We start from the raw sequence: 19,501 nt of genomic DNA on the forward strand, positions 1-19,501 counted from the left end.
ACAGCGGTCCCGCTTCTGATACTGCTGACGGCTGCCAGCGTCAAGGGCCTCTACCCCACTCAGCACGACTTGGACGTGGCGGCCCGCGCCAGCGAGGACAACGCCGCGTCGATCGCCTTCAACGGGCCTACCCTGGCCCTCGACACGCTGGGCGGGGAGGTGGCCTTCCAGACGAGTTCCCTGGGGATGGTGCTCGTCGCGCTGATGACCCTGTTCATGGTCGGTCGTCAGACACGCGGTGAGGAAGAGGCGGGCCGTGCGGAGCTCATCCGGTCCATGGCGGTCGGGCGGCACGCGAACGCCGCCTCGGCGTTGTTCGTGGCGACCGCCATGAACGTCGTTGTCGGCCTGCTGCTCTCGGGTGGACTCATCGTCCTGGACCTGCCTGTCACGGGGTCGGCCGTCTTCGGCGCTTCCTTCTGTGCCCTCGGGCTCGTCTTCGCCGGTGCCACCGCGGTCTTCGCGCAGATCAGCGAGAACACCCGGGTCGTGCACGGCAGCGCCGGCGCCCTGCTGGGCCTGGCGTTCCTGCTCCGGGCGGTGGGCGACGCCGGGGACGGCAGGGCCTCGTGGTTGTCACCCATAGGCTGGGCGCAGAAGAGCAGGCCGTACGCCGACGAACGCTGGTGGCCTCTCCTGGTCCCGGTCGGCTGCGCCGTCGCCGCGGTTGTCGGGGCGGCCGCCCTCGCGGCCCGGCGGGACCTGGGAGCCGGTCTGGTAGCACCCCGGCCGGGTCCGGCGCGCGCGGCGCGGAGCCTCGGCCGGCCGCTGGGGCTGGCCTGGCGGCTGCAGCGGGGCAGTCTCCTCGGCTGGAGCTGCGCCGTGTTCCTGGCCGGAGTCGCCTACGGCTGGGTCGCCGACGATGTGGAGGACTTCGTCGGCGACAACGACACCATGCGGGACATCATCGCCGGTTATGGCGGTGCCGATCTCACCGACGCCTTCCTCAGCCGCTCCCTGCTCACGGTGGCCCTGGTCGGGGCCGGCTTCGCCGTGCAGTCCGCGCTCTGCCCGCGCGGCGAGGAGACCGCCCTGCGTGCCGAGCCGGTGCTGGCCACCCCGGTGTCCCGACGCCGCTGGTTCGCCGGCCACCTGGTGGTGGCGATGGGCGGCAGCGTGGTGGTACTCGTCTCGGCGGGCCTGGGCACGGGCATCGCATACGCGGTCGTCAGCCGGGACGCGGGCCAGGTCCCGCGGCTGCTGGCGGCGGCGCTCGTCTACGCCCCCGCCTTGTGGGTTCTCGCCGGTCTCGCGGCGGCGCTGTACGGGCTGTTTCCCGGCGCGGTCGTCGGCGCCTGGGCGCTGTTCGCTCTGTGCCTGCTGATCGGGCTGCTCGGAGAGGTCCTCGGCCTGTCCGGGCGGGTGACCGGTCTTTCCCCGTTCGAGCACGTCCCCCACCTGCCCGCCGGGAAGTCCGGGGTCGCTCCCCTCGTGGTCCTCGCCCTGCTCGCGGCCGGCCTGACGGCCGTCGGCCAAGCGGGCTTCCGCGGGCGCGACGTGGGATAGGGGGCGGGCTGAATCCGTCCGGACGCGGTTCCCCGGCCAAGTACGGACGAGACCGGGACCAACGGTGCCGGAACCGGTCCGGACGGCCCGTGGTCGCCCCTCGGGACCGGTGCAGCCTGAAGTAGGAGCCACCGCACCGCTCACTACTAGCCTCGGGGAGCCGCTCGTGCACGGTAGCCCGCACATCGTCAGTGATGTCATGACCCGCGACGTCGTGACGGTACACCGCACCACTTCCTTCAAGGACATCGCCAGGCTCCTGGCGCTGTGGAAGATCAGCGCGGTACCCGTGCTGAACGGCAGGGCCCGCGTCGTCGGCGTCGTCTCCGAGGCCGACCTGCTGTGCACGGAGGAGTTCCGCGACCGCCACCCGTATCCGCGTGCCTGCTGTCCGGCGGCCGGGGCGAAAGCCGGTGCGCGGACCGCCGCGGAGCTGATGACCGGCCCCGCCCTCACCGTCGACACCGGCAGCACGCTGGCCCGGGCCGCGCACCTCATGACCCGCCACCAGGTGGGGCGGCTGCCCGTGGTGGATGACGAGACCCGTCCGGTCGGGCTGATCAGCCGCTCCGACCTGCTGAGGGTCTTCCTGCGGAAGGACGACGACATTGCCGAGGAGGTGCGCAGGGAGATCGTCTCGTATCTGTTCCCGACGCCCAGAAACTCCGTACGGACGGACGTCCGCGACGGGATCGTCGTCCTGAGCGGCCGGGTCAGGGACCGCTCGTTGGTGCCGGCCGCCACTCGGCTGGCGCGTGCGGTCGAGGGTGTCATCGGCGTGGAGTGCCGTCTCACGGAGACGGACGGTCGTGTGCGGCGCTTGTGACAGGCGTCGACGAGCCGCACGTCCAAGTGCCTGGCAGACGCGACCAAGTGAGGGGAGAACATGGACATCCTGGTCGCCTACGCGACCGCTCACGGTTCCACCAGGAGTATTGCCGAGAGGATGGCCGCCGCACTGCGCGACGAAGGTTTCACCGCGGAGGCCAGGCCCTTCGCGGAGGTCGAGGACGTCCACGCCTGGCAGGCGTTCGTGCTGGGCAGCGCCGTCCACAGTCAACGCTGGCTCGCGCCGGCCGAGGACTTCCTGAGCGTGCACCAGGAACTGCTCGCCACGCGCCCGGTGTGGCTCTACAGCGTGGGAATGCCGGCGGCGCTGCGCGGACCGTGGCGTCGACTGGCCGCGAAGGAGGAAGCGGTCATCGAGCGGAATCTGCCGCCGACATTGCGGTACCGGGGTCACCGGCTCTTCTCCGGTGTGATCGAGCGGTCCCATCTGCCACGCGCCGGACGTCTGTTCTTCGTGCTGCTGGGCGGACGGTTCGGCGACTTCCGGGACTGGGCCGCCGTCCGCGGGTGGACGGCCGGCATCGCGGAGAACCTGAGGAGGGGCGGCTGAGGCCGGCCCGGCAGGATGTCGCGGGAGCGGGAGAGCATGCTCGGCAGCACCCCGGTCCGCCGGCGCCCCGGTTCCAGGGGCCGGGAGGCGGTCCTGGAACCGGGCGCGGACGTTGCCGCTGCCCGCCTCTCACCAGTGCGGCACGACGGCCACCGGGCATCCGACGTGGTGCATCGCGGCGTGGGTGACCTGCCCGGTACGCGGTCCCACCGGCCGGTCGGTCAGCCGGTGGCCGACGACCAGCAGGCCGGCGCCGGTCGCCGCCCGTACGAGGACCCCCGAGGGGCGCCCCTCGGTCAGGGTCTCCAGCAGCCGTACGTCGGCGTACTTGTCGTGCCACGGCTGGAGAACGGCGGAAAGGAAGCCCCGCCACTCGTCGGCCTGGCGGGGACCGGCCGTCAGGCCGACCTCTCCGGGCCCCAGGGTCAGCGGCCCCGGCTCCTGCCAGGCGTGCACCACCCGCAGCCGCGCGTCCCGCAGCCGGGCCTCGTTGAAGGCGAACTCGATGACCTCGTCGGATGGATCGGCCAAGTCGATGCCGAGGACCACGTCGCGCAAGCCGCTGCGGGTGGACGGCCCTCCGTCATCGGCCGGATAGTGTTCGTCCGCCGCTTCCTCACCCGCGCGGACGAGAACCACCGGACGCTCGGCCCGCGCCACCACCCCGAGCGCGACGGACCCCACCAGGAAGCCCGCGACACCGCTCAGGCCACGCGAGCCGAGCGCCAGGACCTCCGCGTGCCCGGCCGCCGCGACGAGCGCCTGTGTCGCCGGGCCCTCGACCTGCTCGGTGTCCACCCGTACCTCAGGGCACCCGGCGCGTACCCGCTGCTCCGCCTGGCGCAGACGCTGCCGTGCGAGGGCACGTCGAGCTGCGGGGGCCGACTCGCCCTCGCCCCGGCCCGGATGCCAGTTGCGCACGTGCAGCAGGCGCAGCGGCAGTTCCCGGCGCACAGCCTCGCGGGCCGCCCACTCGGCGGCGGCCAGACTCTCGGCGGATCCGTCGACTCCGGTGACCACGGGCCACTGCATGGTCCCCACCTCCTCCGTACGAACCGGGCGCCGCCCGAAGTGGTGCGGCCGTGTCCCTTTGCCCACGGTCGCACCGGCAGTCCGGCGGCAGGAGGGGCGGATCGGCCCCGTCCCAGGACGTTCGGCCCCGGCGAAAGCCGGGGCCGAACAGCCCCGCGCCGGTGCGGACCGGTACGTCCGGCAGGTGACCGCGAACGCAGGGGCCGTTCGGCGTGTGCCCGTGCACCGGTCGGCCCCTCGGCCTCCCGCTCCGCCCGCCGGACGCTGGGCCCAGGGAAACGTCCGGCACCCGGTTCGCACCGGGTGCCCGGCGAACGCCTCACGGCCGGCCGGGCAGACCCGCCGGCCGGGAAGCCTTACTGCGGCTCGCGCCACCGCCGGTGGCCGCGGCCGATGCGGGAACGCGAAGGGGGTTCAGCCATGATTCCGCTCCTGCTGATCGGCGCGACGGTGGTCGGCGCCTGTCTGGTGTTCGGCTACAGCTCGTTCATGGTGGGCTTCATCCTGATGGCCGCCGGCATTCTGGGGCTCATCGCCTTCATGTCCACACCGGGCGCCATACTCCGCCCCGGCGAGAACGAGGTCGTCGAGCGACGGCACTACATCGGCAAGCACGACGACCACCGGTCCTACCGCGACTGACCACAGCAGCCTCCCCTGACGGGAAGGACGGCACCCGCTTCTCGCGGATCCTGATCGCGCGGTGCGCGGCCGCCGGCCGCTCCTCCGCGTCCTTCTGGCAGGCGTCCTTCCCGTCGCTCTCAGCACATCAAGGGGTCGCGCACGCGAGTAGGGCCGGACGGACCGCCTCGGGGTCCGGACGGCCCGTGGCCACTGGCACCGCGCACGGTCAGACTGTAATCGGCGACTCAAGACGGAAAGGGGGCGAAGACGATGACCTCCACCAAGACACTGACCGCGGCCCTCGAAGCCGGTCACCGTGAGCGCCTGATGCGGAACGCCCACGAGGTGTCCTTCGAGGCCGGAACGCGCTTGTTCGAGGAAGGCCGGCGGGCCGACCGGTTCTGGGTCGTGCGTACCGGCACCGTCACGCTCGACCTGCACGTGCCGGGCCGGCGGGCCGCTGTCGTCGACACTCTGGGCCACGGTGAACTGGTCGGCTGGTCCTGGCACTTCTCGCCCTACCGGTGGCATCTGGGCGCCGAGGCGATGAGCCCGGTACGGGCCTGGGAGTTCGACGCACAGGCCGTACGGGACCTGTGCGCCCAAGATGCCGAGTTCGGCCGTGCGGTGGCCGCCTGGGTCGGCGACGTGGTCGCCCATCGGCTGCACGCGGCACGTATCCGTCTGCTCGACCTGTTCGCCCCCTACGGAAGCGGCAATCGGTTGTGATGCTGCGGTCCCGACGTGGCAGGACCCCGACCATGTGAAGGTGAGAAGCATGTTCCCGGACAGCCCGCATGTCGTGAGCGACGTCATGACGCACACCGTGGTGGCCGTGGGCCGGAACGCCCCGTTCAAGGACATCGTCACGCTCATGCAGCAGTGGAAAGTGAGCGCCCTTCCTGTCCTGGAGGGCGAGGGCCGTGTGATCGGCGTCGTCTCGGAGGCCGACCTGCTGCCCAAGGAAGAGTTCCGCGACAGCGATCCGGACCGCTTCACCCAGCGGCGTCGGCTCGCCGACCTGGCCAAGGCCGGCGGACTGACGGCAGCCGACCTGATGTCCACGCCCGCGGTCACCGTTCACCCCGACGCGACACTTCCCGAAGCGGCGCGCATCATGGCCCAGCGCAAGGTCAAGCGGCTGCCCGTTGTCAGCAGCATAGGGCTGCTTGAAGGCGTGGTCAGCCGGGCCGACCTGCTCAAAGTGTTCCTGCGCACGGACGGGGAACTCGCCGAGGAGATCCGCCGGGAGATCGTGCCGCACCTGTTCTCCGTCTCCCCGTCGCCCGTGACCGTGGACGTGTCGGACGGCGTGGTCACCCTCACCGGCCGGATACGGGACACCTCTCTGATACCCGTCGCCGCACGCCTGGTGCGTGCCGTCGAGGGCGTCGTCGATGTGGAGTTCCGTCCGGCCACCGACGCGCCGCACGCCGCCGACGACCGGCCCGAGGAGACACAGCGGTGACAGGCGTGGGCGCCTGACCCGAGCGTTCCTATCGCGCGCCGACCCTTCGTCTTGGTTCCGGCATGCCCTCAGCTCGGGTTTCGGGCCCTCGCCGTCCTCCGTTGACGGCGGTGAATCGAGTCAAGGCAGGATGAATAGGTTGGCCTCAGGTTCGATAAGAGTGTCGCGGCCGTCGACATGCTGGCGCTTGGCCCGGGCCTCCTTGACGTGCCGGTACTCGATAACGGTGCGCGGGACTTCCCAGATATCCATCGTCCGTAGGCCGTGCTCGCTGTCCTCTCACAGGACGGAGATCCGGCGGTTTGCGGACGGCAGGGCTGATGCGTACTCAGCAGGTGATCTTGAGGAATGTGGTGGCGTGGTCGGGGCGTGACCGGTAGTGGGGCAAAGGCACCACGCCGCCAAAGCGGCAGCCGACAAGGGCAGTACGACGCCGACAGCCAGGGGCGGAGAGCGGTTCAACGTTCACCTTTCCATCACGATTCTGTCACTTACCCCTCAAGGTCTCCCCGTGGGCACATCGCACCCCTTACGGTCATCTGGCACCAATTGATTCGTGGGGGACGTATGTCGTACAACCAGCCGCCGCCTGCCCAGCCGCAGTTCGCCGGACCGCCTCCGTTCGGGCCGCCGGTGCAGCCCGGCGGCAAGCCGAAGTGGGCGCGGAAGCGCATCGCGATTCCTGCCGTGGTTCTCGTCTTCTTCGTCGGGGTCGGCGTCGGTTCCGCCGGCAACGCCGACGAGAGTGCGGCGAGTGTCAGCAGTAAGGGCGAGCCGCAGCCCACCGTCACCGTGACCGCCACGGCCGAGCCCTCACCGAGCGAAGCCGCCAAGGTGGCCAACGATGACAAGCCCACCGCGGACGCGCCGAAGAAGGCGACCGTCCCCGACTTCGTCGGTATGGGCCTGCAGTCGGCGCAGGACGAGGCGCAGGAAGCCGGTTTCTACGGGCTCACTTCCCACGACGCGCTGGGCCGGGACCGTATGCAGGCGTTCGACCGGAACTGGAAGGTGTGCAGCCAGAACGTCGAAGCCGGTTCTTCCGAGCCGACCGACACCGACCTCGACTTCGGGGCTGTGAAGCTGGAGGAGGACTGCCCAGCGAAGGACGAGAAGCCCCCGGCCGCCGAGGGCGGCAAGATGCCGGACTTCGCCGGCGAGTCGGTCAAGGCCGCGCGTTCCGCCCTGGACTCCGGTGTCTCCTTCACGGTGGAGGACGCCCTGCCGGACGACCGCTGGGTACTGGTCGAGTCGAACTGGAAGGTGTGTACACAGCAGCCGACCGCCGGCACATCACTCAACGGGCAGCCGGTCACGCTCAAGGCGGTCAAGTTCGAGGAGTCGTGTCCCTGACGCCGGTCGCGCTGCGGCATGACGCGCGCCGGGCAACACTGGTCACCGAGTTGATTGGGCAATCACGCGATGAGTCTCGTCTCCGCCGGCCTGGACACACCCACTGCCGGTGACTACGCCTACGACTGGGCGCTGATCGATGTGGAAACCTCAGGGCTCGTACCCCGACGGGATCGAGTGCTGTCCGTCGCGGTGGTGACGGTCAGTCCGGAAGGCGAACAGACCGGGGAGTTCTCCACGCTGCTCGACCCGGGGTGCGACCCGGGACCGGTCGAGGTGCACGGGCTCACCGCCGAGCGGCTGCGCGGCGCTCCGGCTTTCGCCCAGGTCGCCGGGCAGATCGGGGCGATGCTCCAGGACCGGGTCCTGGTGGCCCACAACGCCCAGTTCGACTACGACTTCCTCGCCCACGAGTTCGCGCGGGCGCGGATGTGGCTTCCGGTCTCACAGCGGCTGTGCACCCTGGCACTCAACCGCCAGGTCGACCCGCCGACCGGCGACCTGAAGCTGGGGACCCTCGCCGCCCACTACGGCATCCCCCAGCAACGTGCTCACGACGCACTCGACGACACCCGTGTACTGGCCGGGATCCTGCGGGCCTCACTGCGTGAGGCAGCCCGGCTCGATCTCCCCCTGCCACTCGTGACCTGCCCGCCCCGGGCGGAGTCGCAGTTCACACCGAAGCCGCCCAAGACTCCCTGCGCCTACCGCAACCCCGGCCGGATGGCTCCTGGCGGACCACTCCGGCAAGGCATGAAGGTCGCCATCACCGGCGATACCACCCGCGCCCGCGCGGAGCTGATCGGACGAGCGGTCACCGCCGGACTGAACATGATGACCTCCGTCAGCCGGCACACCAGCGTGCTGGTCACCAACGAACCGGTACCGGACTCGGCCAAGGCACGCCGCGCCCGTACCGAGGGTGTGCCGGTGATCGACGAGCACACCTTCCTGCGGCTGCTCGCAGACGTACAACCGGGGACAGCCTTCGAGACGCCGGCCGTCGCAGCAGTCACGGCCGCCACCGAGTCCGACGCTCGGAGGGCCGCCCCCGCACCACCGGCTGCGGACACCAACCCCAACCGCGAGACAGCGGCACCGAGCTCCTCAGCCGCCGCGAAGGCGGCCGTCCCACGGACACGCCACGCGGAGCCGTCCGCAGATACCCTGCCGGACAGACCGCTGGCCGGGCGCAGAATCCTGGTCCTGGGCGGCGTCCACGCCGAGGCAGCGGCGGCCCGCACCCACATCGTCGCTCTCGGCGGTTCCGCAGCGGTCAACCTCTCCGCCAGCGTCACCGACGTGATACTCCTGCCCGGCGGAGAACGCGACCGACGCATGACCCGCATTGAGGCCCTCGCACTCCCCGTGCACGCCCCCGACTGGCTCACCACCGCGACACCCACGCTTCGACCTCGGACGAGCTGTCGTTCCCAGGAGCCGGTGGTGATGTCCAGAGGCGGCGTCATCGACCTGCCCATGACGCCCGGATCCCCTTCTCCCCTGTGGCACCTCACCGCCGGCTGGGCCCCGCAGTCCCGCTTCGACGTCGACGTCGTCGCCTTCCTCCTCGACGAAGACGACCAGGTCACCTTCGACGAGGACTTCATCTTCTACGGAGCTCCGGAGAGCCCCGCCGGGACCGTGCGTCTGCTGACCGGCGGCCCAGCCGAGCAGACGATCACCCTCGACCTGGCCACCCTGCCACCGACGACCCGGAAAGTCGTCGTGGCCGCAGCCATCGACGGCACCGAAACGTTCGAAACACTCGGTGCGATACAGATCAGCGCGGCTCCCGACAACAGCGGGCCACCACTCGCACGGGCCACCCTGGACGCCGCCACCACCGAACGCACCATGCTGCTCGCGGAGTTCTATCGCAGAGGCCCCGTCTGGCGTCTGCGCGCCGTCGGCCAAGGCTACGACCACACACTGGACACACTCGCACGCGGATACGGAGTCGACATCGCCGAGTGACACGTATACGTATGCGGCTACCGGGTCAGTTCCTCGCTGCCCGACCACCAACGCCTCCATCGCTGCCACAGCGGAGGGCGTGCGAGATGGCCGACCAGTCGACGACATCCTCGTCGCGCTGGACGATCAAACCGTCGGCCTCATGTCGTTCTCGGTCCTCTGAGCACCAAGTGCTCGCCCTGATTTCGCTGTCCTCCATGGTCAATCCGGGCGTGAAGTGGCTGCTGCTGACGGCCCAGCAAGAACGGCCTACCGGAGGAAGTCGAGAACCACTTCATCGCGAGGGCTTCGATCGCCACCGCCCGGACCACGTCAAGATGCCTGCCGCAAGTCAGCAACTGCGATCGATCAACGCAGACCAAGACGGATGACATCTGGAATCTCACCAACCATTTTGAGCCATGTGTGGATCTACGCCTCTCCCGTAACAGATACTGCTCTGACTCCGGGAAGTCGCAGACGTACGCCTCTCGGGAGCTGTGGTGAGGGACGATCTCGGGAGTGCGATGCAACTGACCCATGCCGAAGTGATCAACTTTCGCGCCCTGGAGAGGGTTGATGTCCGAGTTGATCCGAAGGCCACCCTCATCGTCGGACGCAACAACAGCGGCAAGACGTCATTCGTTAATCTCTTCGAGAAGTTCTTCGGCGAGGAAGACACGAGGTTCGTCCTGGAAGATTTCTCTACATGCCGTATCGCCGATATCAATCAGGCGCGGCAGATCTTCGGCGAGGCACAGGAGCACGCCGACCGGGGCGACGCGGAGACAAGCGAGGATCTACTGGCCAAGGCCTATGACCTCGTCCCGGCCATCAAGTTGGCCCTCACCATCGAGTACACGGAAGAAGACGACCTCGCGCCGCTCACAGGTGTGATCCTCGACCTCGACGACACCTGCTTCCAGGTCAGGATCGAAGCAACACTGGAAGTTACCCGTCCGTACGACCTCCTCAACGAGTTCTGGTCGGCAAGCCGACGGGGGCCATTCGATCGGACCAAGTGGCTACGCAAGAACTTCTCGGACTACTTCACACCAATGTATCGAGCGGTCAGTCCTTTGGACTCACACGTCCACAAGGAGATCAAGCGTGGCGCCGCCGAAACCATCCTGTCGGTCAGGTTTGTCTACGCGCAGACCAAGGTGGACGACACGCCGAGCGACAAAGCCCGCACCTTGTCGAAAACGTTCGAGGCCTTCTACAAGGCCACCAGCGGGCACGACGACCGTCATCAGAGCATCGAGCAGATCGAAACCGCCCTGGCGTCCGCCTCGCAGCAACTCGACGACAACTACGCCACACTGTTCGACCCAATCTTCGAGGACCTGCGCACCTTCGGGGTCGGCACCATCACCCCGGTCCAGAAACCCCGCATCGTATCCCTTATCGAAGCCTCAGGCATCTTGCGTGGCAGCACCCGCATCCAGTATCCCTCCGGGGACGACGACTTCCACCTTCCCGAAGGCCACAATGGGCTGGGCTACAGCAAGCTGATCTTCACGATCCTGCAGGTCATCAGCTTTCACCAGACGTACGAACGCACCACACCCAAGCCGGCGCTGCAAGTACTATTCATCGAGGAACCCGAAGCCCATCTGCATCCCCAAATGCAAGAGACGTTCATCAAGAACATCCAGGACTTCATCGACCGCAAGACGGGGTGGAGGGTACAGGTGGTCATCACCACACACTCCTCCCACATCGTCGCCAGCAGCGGCTTTCACACCGTGCGCTACTTCGACCGTTCCGAGCCACAGCTCACCATCAAGGACCTGTCGACCTTCCAAGCCAACGTCAAGGCCACCCCGCGAGGCGACGAAACCCTGCGCTTCCTGCGTCAATACATGGTCTTGCACCGGTGTGACATGTTCTTCGCCGACAAAGTGATCCTGATCGAGGGCACCGCAGAGCGCCTGCTGCTACCGGAGATGGTCCGACGCTGCGCCCAGGAGCTGCTGCACCAATACCTCTCGGTCATCGAGGTCGGCGACGCCTACGCCGTCCGCTTCCGGGAACTACTCGCCTTCCTGAACGTCAAGACTCTCGTCATCACCGATATTGATTCCGTATGTCCCAGACACCGCAAAGCCTGCCCACCGGGCCAGGGGCAGACCGTCACCTCAAACCAGACACTCAAGAACTGGCTGCCCGCCAAGTCCAGCATCGCCGAGCTGCTCGCCACCGACTCGGCCGAAAAAGAGCAGGGACACGTCCGCGTCGCCTACCAAATCCCAGAGAATGATTCGGGCCCCTGCGCGCGGAGCTTCGAGGACGCTTTCATCATCGCTAACGCACAGCCTCTCGCCCGTGACTTCCGCCAACTGGCCCTCAAGGCGGCCTTCATCAAGGAGGTTGGGGCCGACCCCACCGCCGACGACATCGCGGCGAAGGCTTACGACGTCGCTCAGCAACTCAGCAATCACAAGACTGACTTCGCCTTCGACGTCATGCTCCTGGAGGACTGGACCGTTCCCCGCTACATCAGCGAGGGACTGCGGTGGCTCGCATAGACACCCTCGAAGCCGTCGCCACGGAGCTGGACGCCCGGCGCAGCTTCCTCGTCGAAGCGGGGGCCGGCGCCGGCAAGACCACCGCCCTGGTCCGTGCCCTGCAGTACCTCATCAACCACCGCCGCAGAGATTTGGAGGTACGCGGTCAGCGGATCGCCTGCATCACGTACACTAACGTCGCCAAGAGGAAGATCCTCGAACGCATCGCTGCGGACCCGTTTGTCGAGGTCGGCACCATCCACGAGTTCCTCTGGAGTGCCATTCAGCTGTACCAGCGCGAACTCTGGCAGCAGATCCTCGAATACAACAAGGAACTGGCCAGACCCGAAGACCTCGACTCCGTCACCGCTCCCCCAGTGATCGAGTACTCCGACCGCGGACGGAGACTGAGCGAGGGGCGCATCACCCACGACGATGTGATCGCACTGTCGCTGCGTCTCGTCTCAGCCCATCCCAAGCTCATACGCATCATCGCCTGCAAGTACCCGGTCATCTTCGTCGACGAGTACCAAGACACCTCACCCAAGACGATGCAGCTCCTACTGGACCACCTGGCGGGCGCCGGCCACATGAAGTGCGTAGTCGGCCTCTTCGGCGACTCCATGCAGAAGATCTACGAGTCCGGCGTCGGGAAGGTGAAGCGACCCGGTCTCCTCACTGAGATCACCAAGCACGAGAACTACCGGTGCTCGCCTCCCGTCGTCGAAGTACTCAACCGGATGCGTCCCAAGCTCGTCCAAAACGCCGTCGGTGAGCAGCAGACCGGTGAGGTCCACCTGTTCGTCAGCGCTGGAATCCCTGCCGGCCCTGCGCGACTGACTGCCGCCGAAGCAACACTCGCCGAGCACGGCTGGACGCGGGCGAACAGCAAATATCTTCTGCTCACTCACCGCAGGATCGCGGGCACCTTGGAGTACGCCAACCTCCTTGAACAGTACCGACAGCTGAGCCGCTACGGGCCCGACGACCTGTTGACGCGCAATGAGCCTTACATCCAGTACCTCACGCGCATCGAGGCCATGAGCACGGCCTTCCGCAACAACGACTTCGCCGCGCTGACCAGCCTGCTGGACGAGGGACGGACACGCATCACCCGACACAACCACAAGCGCGCCATCAGCAAGGCGATCGGGGCGCTCGACGTCGTACGCGCGAGTGGGACCATCGGCGACGTGCTCGACCTGATGGCCGACGGTCATCTCCTCAACATGCCAGGCAAGCTCAAAGATCGTGAACGACGCAGGACGGCCGCGGGTCTCGATGAGCGCGACCAACGACGAGCGGACTTCTCGAACAATCTCCGCAACGTGTCCTACCAGGAAGTCATCGGCGTCACTCGCTTCATCGACGAACTAACCCCGTTCTCGACCCAGCACGGCGTCAAGGGCGACGAGTTCGAAAACGTTGTGGTGGTGGTCGACGACAGCGCCTGGAACAGATACAGCATCAGCAAGATGCTCGCCGGAACCGACAAGCCCGACCGCACCGAACGGTCCCGTAACCTGTTCTATGTCTGCTGTTCGCGGGCCCGGCGCGGCCTGGCCGTGGTATTCACCAACGATCTCCCCGAACAGGCAGAGACCACACTGCACGACTGGTTCTCCGTGGGGACCATCCATCGAACATGATCCTGGACAAAACCCTCCCGCGCTTCGTCCCTAACGGAAGTCGCCACGCAGAGGCTCCTCCCGTACCGCCATTCCCTGCTCTCCCGCCGGGCAGGGCTCGCGATCACCCGATCGAGGATCCCGTTCGATCGACAGACTCCACGATCGGTATGGCAACGACCTCGCGGAGGCCGCTGCCGACACTGGGCAAGCGGTGCAGTCGCACGCTGCCCGGCCGGGTCCCTCCTGCAAGTTCAGCTCTCCACAACCGTCTTCGCACAACAACCCCGGACGAGTCCTTCAGTGATGGCAAGGGCCTGAATCGCTGGACAGGAGCTTGACGCTCAATCCGAGGCGCCCCGTCCAAAGCCCGGACAACACGGTCGCGCCCTTCAGCCGGGAGACGCTTCAGCATCCGGAGCATCTCCTCGGCCTCATCCCCGGCGTCTCCGACCAAGGTCACCGCTCCCCCGCGAGATCGAGATCCCCCTTACTCGTCCCGGCCGCGCCTTCGACGATTCGGGGACGACGCCACGGGTGCGCGATCGGACCCGACACCGCCCGCCACCACGCCTCCACCGGCAGCTCCCCCGCCGGCTCGAACGGCTCCCCCGGCCGCGGGAACGCCACCGCCTGGCCGACCTCCTCGGCCGCGTCCTTCATCCACTCCGCGGGCTCCGCCCACGCATGCCCCGCCAGGTTGAACGTCCCCCAGTGGATCGGCATCAGCACCCCGCCCGGGCTGCCACCTTGCAGGTCAAGGTGGGTCTGGACCCCCTGGGCGGGCGTCATGTGAATGTCTGGCCAGAGGCCCGGTAGCGGCGTATAGTCCGTGTGGTTCTTGGGCCAGAACTCGGAGTACGCGCCGACCTGGATCATCGTCGCGTCGAACGGGCCGTGTGCCGCGCCGATGTCCTTGAAGCCGTCGAAGTAGCCGGTGTCGCCGCTGTGGTAGACGCGGTGCTCCGGTCCGGCGACCACCCAGGAGGCCCAGAGTGTGTGCTGGGTGTTGCGCAGGGCCCGGCCGCAGAAGTGGCGGGCCGGGGTGGCGGTCAGGGTGAGGCCGCCGACCTTGGTCGACTCGTGCCAGTCGAGTTCACGCAGCCGGTCCGCGGGCACCCCCCAGTGTTCCAGGTGGGCGCCGACGCCGAGCGGGACGGCGAACAGGGTGTCGGTGTCGGCCAGCGCCTTGATGGTGGGCAGGTCGAGGTGGTCGTAGTGGTCGTGCGAGATGACCACGACGTCCACCGGGCCGAGGGCGGCCAGCGGCAGCGGGACCGGGTGCAGCCGCTTGGGTCCGGCGAACGGGAACGGGGAGCAGCGCTCGCCCCAGACCGGGTCGAAGAGCACGCGCCGCCCGTCTATCTCGGCCAGGACGCTGGAGTGCCCGGCCCAGGTCAGCCGGAGACCGGTGGCCGGGGGACGGGACAGGTCGGCGACGGTGGTGGGATGCACCGGGATGGTGCCGGCCGGGGCCCGGCGGGCCCGTGCCTGGCGGTCGAGGTAGCTCTTGGCGAGCTGCGACGTCGATCCGGAGGGCCGGGTGCGGGCGGTGCCTCCCGGATTCTGGAAGACGCCGTTCGCGAAGTGCGGTGATCTGCGGATGCGCGCCATGCGCTCGCCGCTCGGGTCCGCGCCGAAGGCCTCGGGCCGCAGCGCGCGGAACCCGGAGCTGGGGGAACGGAAACCGGCCACGGTACCTCCAGGTGGAGTAGGACAGACCTTCATTATGGTCGTCCTGTGTGACAGCGGCCTTCGCCGCAGGTCACTTACGCCCACCGCGTATCACCGGTTTCCGGGAACTCGACAGCCCCGCTCGACCGTCCCCTCAGCCGCTCCGCTCGGCCGTCCCGCCCGGGCGCGGCGGTCCCCCGCGCCGCCGCCTCACGCCACCGCCGAGATCCGCATCCTGATGTCGTCCGCCGACAGCGTCCCCTTGGCCGTCACGTGGTCGCCGGAGGACTCACCGCGCAGCCGGCGCCCGAACCACGGCACCAGGTACTCCCGCGCCCACTGCACATCGTCCCGGCGGATGTCGAGGGTGCCGCGCGGCGGCAGCGGCGGCCAGGGCTGTTCCGGGTCGGCCGGCACCGGCAGACCGAGCAGCTGGCCGGCCCGCAGCGCCACCCGGGTGTGCCCCTCGGGCGAGAGGTGCAGCCGGTCGGTGTCCCAGGCACGGCGGTCCTGGATGCTGCGCAGCGACCACAGGTCGAGCACCGGGCAGCCGTAGCGGTCGGCGACGGCCCGCACATGTCCGTTGTACGTGGCGATCTTGCCCCGCAGGTGCTTGAGGACGGGCACCCGGCGGGTGTCGAAGCCGGTGGTCACCATGACGGTGCCGGCCGTGGCGGTGAGTGCGGCGACCGCCCGCTCGAACCGCTCGGCCAGCTCGTCCGGGTCGGTGCCGGGCCGGATGATGTCGTTGCCGCCCGCGCAGAAGGAGACCAGGTCCGGTGCGAGCCGGGCCGCCCTGGGCACCTGGTCCGCCACGATCTGGTCGAGCAGCTTCCCGCGTACGGCGAGGTTGGTGTACGTGAAGTCGCCCTCGGGCCGCCGGTCCGCGAGCAGGACGGCGAAGCGGTCGGCCCAGCCGACGAACGCCCCGTCGGGGCCGCGGTCGCCGACCCCCTCGGTGAAGCTGTCCCCCAGCGCCACGTACGACCCGATCACTGCCTTGCCGGCACTCTTCTCACTTCTCGAATCGTCTGCCACGTCGACCCATGATTCACCTTGGATTGTGACCTACGCGACCGTAGGACGGGGTTGACGAGCGGTGAGAAAGGCCACTCCTAAAGTGTTGGCCAATTCCGGAATAAGTGAGCGCCGTTCCACAGGTCACAACACCGAAGGCCGGACCCGGGGATCGGGGTCCGGCCTTCGATGAGCGCGGGGCTGGGTCGGGCGGCGTCAGACGGAGACGCCCTGCGACCGCAGGTAGGCGAGCGGGTCGATGTCCGAGCCGTAGTCCGGCGTGGTGCGGATCTCGAAGTGCAGGTGCGGGCCGGTCACGTTGCCGGTGGCACCGGAGAGGCCGAGCTGCTGTCCCGCCGTCACCGCGTCGCCGCTGGAGACGGAGATCGAGGACAGGTGGGCGTACTGGGCGTAGTAGCCGTCGGCGAGCTTGATGACGACCTGGTTGCCGTACGCGCCGCCCCAGCCGGCCGTGACGACGGTGCCCGCGCCGACCGCCTTCACCGAGGTGCCGGTCGGGACGACGAAGTCGGTGCCGGTGTGGTAGCCGCTGGACCACATGCTGCCGGACTGGTGGTACGGGGTGCCCTCGGTGGCGCCGTCGACGGGAGCGACGAAGCCGGTGGACGCGGTGGAGGTGTCCGCCGCGGGCTGCGCCGTCTTCTTCTCGGCCGTGGCGGACGCGCTGTCCGCCGCGGCGTCCTTGGACTGGGTGGACGCCTCGGCCTCGGCGCCGACGGTGAGCTTCAGGCCGGGGCGGATCAGCGAGGGGTCCGCGCCGACGGCGTCGCGGTTGTCCTCGTAGAGCTTCTTCCAGCCGCCGCTGACGTGCTGCGCGTCGGCGATCTTCGCCAGCGAGTCACCGGCGCGCACGGTGTAGGTCTGCGCGGTCTGGGCGGAGTCGGACTGGGCGGCGTGCGCGCCGGCCGCCCCGATGAGCGGCAGGGCGAGTGCGGCGCCGCCGGTCGTGGCGACGGCGAGCGTGCGGGTCAGGCGCTGGGTCCTGGTACGGCGGTGCTTACCCTTTGCGGGCATGACGAATTCCTCTCCGGCGCCTGCGAGGTGAGCTGTCGGGTGCGGGCTGGAGCTGCCCGGCCGCGCCGGAAAAGGCGCGGCTTTACCCCTAGCCGTCCCGGGAACCGGAACAGGCGGTTTTACCTGTGGGTCCCCCGCTCCTGCCGAATACGGGTGGTGAGTGGGTGCGGTCTCCGGGCGGCGGCAGGATTAGGCGTCCGTCCGGATCGGTGGTGAACGTAAGCGACGGGGACGCGCGTGGACAAGCCGATGCCGGCCGGTACTTCGCGCGGTGCCGGAATGGCCGCCCAATTCCCGGTCACTCTCCGTGGATTAAGGATCTTCACCCTTCCGCTAAAACCCTTCAGGAGCACGTCGATTACGTGCGCATGGCGAAAGGCGCCTCGTCACCACCAGGTACGGATATGACGCTGCTCACCCGCCCCGGCTCATATACCGCTAGACAGGGGCACGTTGAGGTAAATTACCCAATTCCTATTCATTGGGACTGAACGGTCAGATCGGCCTTGCGTACGACGCCCTCGCGGCGCGGCCGGCACCCTGGTCGGTCCGGTCCCGGGGCGGTCGGCGGGACCTCGGAACACGGCCGGGTCCGGGCGGGGCCATGCCGTATCGTCGGTCCGTGCGGACCGCTGAGCCGCGGCGGTGTGCGCGACCGTGAGGAGCCTCCATGACGCAACAGGTCCCGTCGACCGAGCCGGAGCTGGCCGGGGTGCGTAACTTCCGTGACGTCGGCGGGCTGCCGGCCACCGACGGACGGCGGGTGCGGTTCGGCGTGCTGTTCCGCAGCGGCCACCTCGCCCACGCGACCGCCGAGGACGCGGCGTTCCTCGCGGGCCTCGGCCTGCACACCGTCTTCGACTTCCGCAACGCGGCCGACCAGAAGCTCGAAGGCCCCGACGTGACCCTGCCGGGCGTGCGCAACCTGAACCTGCCGCTGTCCGACCCCGCCGACGGCGCCGAGTTCTGGAAGATGGTCCGCGACGGCGACCTCGACCAGCTGCGCGAGATCCTCGCGGACGACAAGGGCGCGGACCGGATGATCGCCTCGTACCGCTCGATCATCACGGACCGCACCGCCGAGCACTCCCGGGTGCTGCACGCGCTGGCCGAGGACAGCGTCCCAGCCCTGATGCACTGCGCGGCCGGCAAGGACCGCGCGGGCCTGTCCATCGCGGTGACACTGCTCGCGCTGGGCGTCGAACGGGACGCGATCGTCGAGGACTACCTGAAGTCCAACGAGAAGCACCGCCGGTACCGGGTGAAGCGCAGCGGCACCTCGGAGTCGGCCTACTCCGCCGAGGTCATGGAGCTACTGAGCCCCCTGTTCGACGCGCGCGCCGAGTATCTGACGGCCGCGTTCGAGACCGTCGAGCGGACCTGGGGCGGCGTCGACGCCTACCTGGAGCGAGGGCTCGGGATCACCCCCGGGACCCGGGAGCGGCTGCGCGACCGCCTGCTCGGCTGAGCCGCCCCGCGCGGCACGTCACTTCGCGCCCACCTCGAAGAGCAAGTACACGAAGGCCGCGAAGACATGGCCCACGGCGATGTAGATGATGAGCCGCACCCACAGGGCGCGGGGGAACTTCTCCTCGATGTCGCTCATGGCGTGACTCCCTCGGTGGGGCCCAGGCACAGCGTGGCCGTGGGGCTCTGCAGCAGGGTGTGGACGAACAGCAGCTCGACCCCGTCCGGGTCCTGGGCCGCGATGCGGTGCGGGGTCAGCGAGTCGAAGTGCGCGCTGTCCCCGCGGGTCAGCAGCTGGGTGGTGTCGCCGAGCCGCAGCCGCAGCCGGCCGCCGAGCACGTACAGCCACTCCTCGCCGGGGTGCACCCGCACGATGTCGCCCTGGGAGCCGTACGGCACCTGGACCCTGAGGGCCTGCATGCCGCGGCCGGGCGCGCCGGCCGGCCAGTACGTCCAGCCGCCCGCGGCGGTCGGTTCCGTGTCGGCGGCGCGGACCACGGCGTCCCGCTCGGCGGCCGTCTCACCGAGCAGGTCCGAGACGGTCGTACCGTAGATACGGGCCAGCGCCAGCAGCATGGGCAGCGAGGGCTGGCGCTGTCCGGTCTCCAGCCGGGAGAGGTGCGCCGGGGAGAGTCCGGCGGCGCGGGCCGCGGCCTCCAGGGTGAGGGAGGCGCGGCGGCGCAGCGCGCGGAGCTGGGGGGCGACGGCGGTCAGATCCGCCGCCGGCTCGGTGTCCGAGGGGCCCGGGGCTTCCGAAGGGCTCATGCCCTCCATTCAGCCGCACCCTTGCCTGTGGGACAACTTTTTTGCCCCACAGGCAAAAGGGGCCGGG

Annotated in this window: 19 protein-coding genes and 1 riboswitch; of the genes, 12 read left to right on the forward strand and 7 right to left on the reverse strand. The window is 68.9% G+C overall.

Annotated elements, in window-relative coordinates; all coding sequences use genetic code 11:
* Positions 1-75: 75 nt before the first annotated feature.
* From AB0G32_RS11765 to AB0G32_RS11775, 3 genes are all read left to right on the forward strand, one after another.
* Positions 76-1,506: an ABC transporter permease gene (locus AB0G32_RS11765; RefSeq protein ID WP_361161624.1), complete on the forward strand. Its 1,431-nt coding sequence runs from the start codon at positions 76-78 to the stop codon at positions 1,504-1,506.
* A 166-nt stretch (positions 1,507-1,672) separates the two neighbouring features.
* The gene (locus AB0G32_RS11770; protein WP_361161625.1) at positions 1,673-2,332 is read left to right on the forward strand and encodes a CBS domain-containing protein; all 660 of its coding nucleotides are present in this window, start codon (positions 1,673-1,675) and stop codon (positions 2,330-2,332) included.
* Between the two features lie 60 nt (positions 2,333-2,392).
* Entirely contained in the window at positions 2,393-2,905 is a 513-nt protein-coding gene (locus tag AB0G32_RS11775; RefSeq protein ID WP_361161627.1) for a flavodoxin domain-containing protein, read from the forward strand.
* Between the two features lie 129 nt (positions 2,906-3,034).
* Here the strand turns inward: AB0G32_RS11775 and AB0G32_RS11780 are convergent, their stop codons facing one another.
* On the reverse strand, positions 3,035-3,937 hold the full coding sequence (locus AB0G32_RS11780) for a universal stress protein (RefSeq protein WP_361161629.1): 903 nt from the start codon (positions 3,935-3,937) through the stop codon (positions 3,035-3,037).
* A gap of 420 nt (positions 3,938-4,357) precedes the next feature.
* Here AB0G32_RS11780 and AB0G32_RS11785 point away from each other — a divergent pair, with 420 nt between their 5' ends.
* From AB0G32_RS11785 to AB0G32_RS11795, 3 genes are all read left to right on the forward strand, one after another.
* Positions 4,358-4,579 carry a hypothetical protein gene (locus AB0G32_RS11785; RefSeq protein ID WP_361161631.1) on the forward strand — a complete coding sequence of 74 codons (222 nt, stop codon included), beginning with the start codon at positions 4,358-4,360 and terminating at the stop codon, positions 4,577-4,579.
* A 252-nt stretch (positions 4,580-4,831) separates the two neighbouring features.
* Positions 4,832-5,290, forward strand: a complete 459-nt coding sequence (locus AB0G32_RS11790; RefSeq protein ID WP_361161633.1) for a cyclic nucleotide-binding domain-containing protein — start codon at positions 4,832-4,834, stop codon at positions 5,288-5,290.
* A 49-nt stretch (positions 5,291-5,339) separates the two neighbouring features.
* On the forward strand, positions 5,340-6,029 hold the full coding sequence (locus AB0G32_RS11795; protein ID WP_361161635.1) for a CBS domain-containing protein: 690 nt from the start codon (positions 5,340-5,342) through the stop codon (positions 6,027-6,029).
* Positions 6,030-6,149: 120 nt separating this feature from the next.
* Here AB0G32_RS11795 and AB0G32_RS11800 read toward each other — a convergent pair whose 3' ends face one another.
* Positions 6,150-6,281: a hypothetical protein gene (locus AB0G32_RS11800; protein ID WP_361161637.1), complete on the reverse strand. Its 132-nt coding sequence runs from the start codon at positions 6,279-6,281 to the stop codon at positions 6,150-6,152.
* 315 nt (positions 6,282-6,596) lie between these two features.
* Here AB0G32_RS11800 and AB0G32_RS11805 point away from each other — a divergent pair, with 315 nt between their 5' ends.
* The 5 genes from AB0G32_RS11805 (at position 6,597) to AB0G32_RS11825 (ending at position 13,497) form a co-directional block, all read left to right on the forward strand.
* Positions 6,597-7,382, forward strand: a complete 786-nt coding sequence (locus AB0G32_RS11805; protein WP_361161639.1) for a hypothetical protein — start codon at positions 6,597-6,599, stop codon at positions 7,380-7,382.
* Between the two features lie 69 nt (positions 7,383-7,451).
* Entirely contained in the window at positions 7,452-9,359 is a 1,908-nt protein-coding gene (locus AB0G32_RS11810) for a DEDDh family exonuclease (protein ID WP_361161641.1), read from the forward strand.
* 86 nt (positions 9,360-9,445) lie between these two features.
* Positions 9,446-9,730 (forward strand): hypothetical protein, encoded by a 285-nt coding sequence (locus AB0G32_RS11815; protein ID WP_361161643.1) that lies wholly within the window; start codon positions 9,446-9,448, stop codon positions 9,728-9,730.
* A gap of 111 nt (positions 9,731-9,841) precedes the next feature.
* The gene (locus tag AB0G32_RS11820; RefSeq protein ID WP_361161645.1) at positions 9,842-11,869 is read left to right on the forward strand and encodes an AAA family ATPase; all 2,028 of its coding nucleotides are present in this window, start codon (positions 9,842-9,844) and stop codon (positions 11,867-11,869) included.
* On the forward strand, positions 11,857-13,497 hold the full coding sequence (locus AB0G32_RS11825) for an ATP-dependent helicase (RefSeq protein ID WP_361161647.1): 1,641 nt from the start codon (positions 11,857-11,859) through the stop codon (positions 13,495-13,497). Before AB0G32_RS11820 ends, AB0G32_RS11825 begins: the two co-directional genes overlap by 13 nt.
* Positions 13,498-13,935: 438 nt before the next feature.
* On the opposite strand, the gene AB0G32_RS11830 is transcribed toward AB0G32_RS11825, so the two are convergent.
* From AB0G32_RS11830 to AB0G32_RS11840, 3 genes are all read right to left on the reverse strand, one after another.
* Positions 13,936-15,171, reverse strand: coding sequence for an MBL fold metallo-hydrolase (locus AB0G32_RS11830; protein ID WP_361161649.1), 1,236 nt, complete (start codon positions 15,169-15,171; stop codon positions 13,936-13,938).
* A 189-nt stretch (positions 15,172-15,360) separates the two neighbouring features.
* The gene (locus tag AB0G32_RS11835; RefSeq protein ID WP_361161978.1) at positions 15,361-16,146 is read right to left on the reverse strand and encodes an SGNH/GDSL hydrolase family protein; all 786 of its coding nucleotides are present in this window, start codon (positions 16,144-16,146) and stop codon (positions 15,361-15,363) included.
* A gap of 237 nt (positions 16,147-16,383) precedes the next feature.
* Complete coding sequence (locus AB0G32_RS11840) at positions 16,384-17,202, reverse strand: peptidoglycan DD-metalloendopeptidase family protein (protein WP_361161651.1); 819 nt, start codon at positions 17,200-17,202, stop codon at positions 16,384-16,386.
* A 4-nt stretch (positions 17,203-17,206) separates the two neighbouring features.
* Positions 17,207-17,368: riboswitch (cyclic di-AMP (ydaO/yuaA leader) on the reverse strand.
* Between the two features lie 504 nt (positions 17,369-17,872).
* Between AB0G32_RS11840 and AB0G32_RS11845 the strand changes: the two genes are divergently transcribed.
* Positions 17,873-18,670: a tyrosine-protein phosphatase gene (locus AB0G32_RS11845; RefSeq protein ID WP_361161653.1), complete on the forward strand. Its 798-nt coding sequence runs from the start codon at positions 17,873-17,875 to the stop codon at positions 18,668-18,670.
* A gap of 18 nt (positions 18,671-18,688) precedes the next feature.
* Here the strand turns inward: AB0G32_RS11845 and AB0G32_RS11850 are convergent, their stop codons facing one another.
* Together AB0G32_RS11850 and AB0G32_RS11855 are read right to left on the reverse strand one after the other, a co-directional pair.
* The gene (locus AB0G32_RS11850) at positions 18,689-18,808 is read right to left on the reverse strand and encodes a DUF6126 family protein (RefSeq protein ID WP_320783372.1); all 120 of its coding nucleotides are present in this window, start codon (positions 18,806-18,808) and stop codon (positions 18,689-18,691) included.
* Entirely contained in the window at positions 18,805-19,434 is a 630-nt protein-coding gene (locus AB0G32_RS11855) for an XRE family transcriptional regulator (protein ID WP_361161656.1), read from the reverse strand. Before AB0G32_RS11855 ends, AB0G32_RS11850 begins: the two co-directional genes overlap by 4 nt.
* Between the last annotated feature and the right edge of the window lie 67 nt (positions 19,435-19,501).

This window comes from Streptomyces sp. NPDC023723, from assembly GCF_040639815.1.
GTDB lineage: Bacteria > Actinomycetota > Actinomycetes > Streptomycetales > Streptomycetaceae > Streptomyces.

Bases quoted from the DNA above. Each gene is read 5' to 3' on its own strand.
- AB0G32_RS11850 (WP_320783372.1), bottom strand. From the start codon at position 18,808: ATGAGCGACATCGAGGAGAAGTTCCCCCGCGCCCTGTGGGTGCGGCTC.
- AB0G32_RS11790 (WP_361161633.1), top strand. From the start codon at position 4,832: ATGACCTCCACCAAGACACTGACCGCGGCCCTCGAAGCCGGTCACCGT.
- AB0G32_RS11795 (WP_361161635.1), top strand. From the start codon at position 5,340: ATGTTCCCGGACAGCCCGCATGTCGTGAGCGACGTCATGACGCACACC.
- AB0G32_RS11780 (WP_361161629.1), bottom strand. From the start codon at position 3,937: ATGCAGTGGCCCGTGGTCACCGGAGTCGACGGATCCGCCGAGAGTCTG.
- AB0G32_RS11845 (WP_361161653.1), top strand. From the start codon at position 17,873: ATGACGCAACAGGTCCCGTCGACCGAGCCGGAGCTGGCCGGGGTGCGT.
- AB0G32_RS11855 (WP_361161656.1), bottom strand. From the start codon at position 19,434: ATGAGCCCTTCGGAAGCCCCGGGCCCCTCGGACACCGAGCCGGCGGCG.
- AB0G32_RS11800 (WP_361161637.1), bottom strand. From the start codon at position 6,281: ATGGATATCTGGGAAGTCCCGCGCACCGTTATCGAGTACCGGCACGTC.
- AB0G32_RS11805 (WP_361161639.1), top strand. From the start codon at position 6,597: ATGTCGTACAACCAGCCGCCGCCTGCCCAGCCGCAGTTCGCCGGACCG.
- AB0G32_RS11815 (WP_361161643.1), top strand. From the start codon at position 9,446: ATGGCCGACCAGTCGACGACATCCTCGTCGCGCTGGACGATCAAACCG.
- AB0G32_RS11775 (WP_361161627.1), top strand. From the start codon at position 2,393: ATGGACATCCTGGTCGCCTACGCGACCGCTCACGGTTCCACCAGGAGT.
- AB0G32_RS11810 (WP_361161641.1), top strand. From the start codon at position 7,452: ATGAGTCTCGTCTCCGCCGGCCTGGACACACCCACTGCCGGTGACTAC.
- AB0G32_RS11785 (WP_361161631.1), top strand. From the start codon at position 4,358: ATGATTCCGCTCCTGCTGATCGGCGCGACGGTGGTCGGCGCCTGTCTG.
- AB0G32_RS11840 (WP_361161651.1), bottom strand. From the start codon at position 17,202: ATGCCCGCAAAGGGTAAGCACCGCCGTACCAGGACCCAGCGCCTGACC.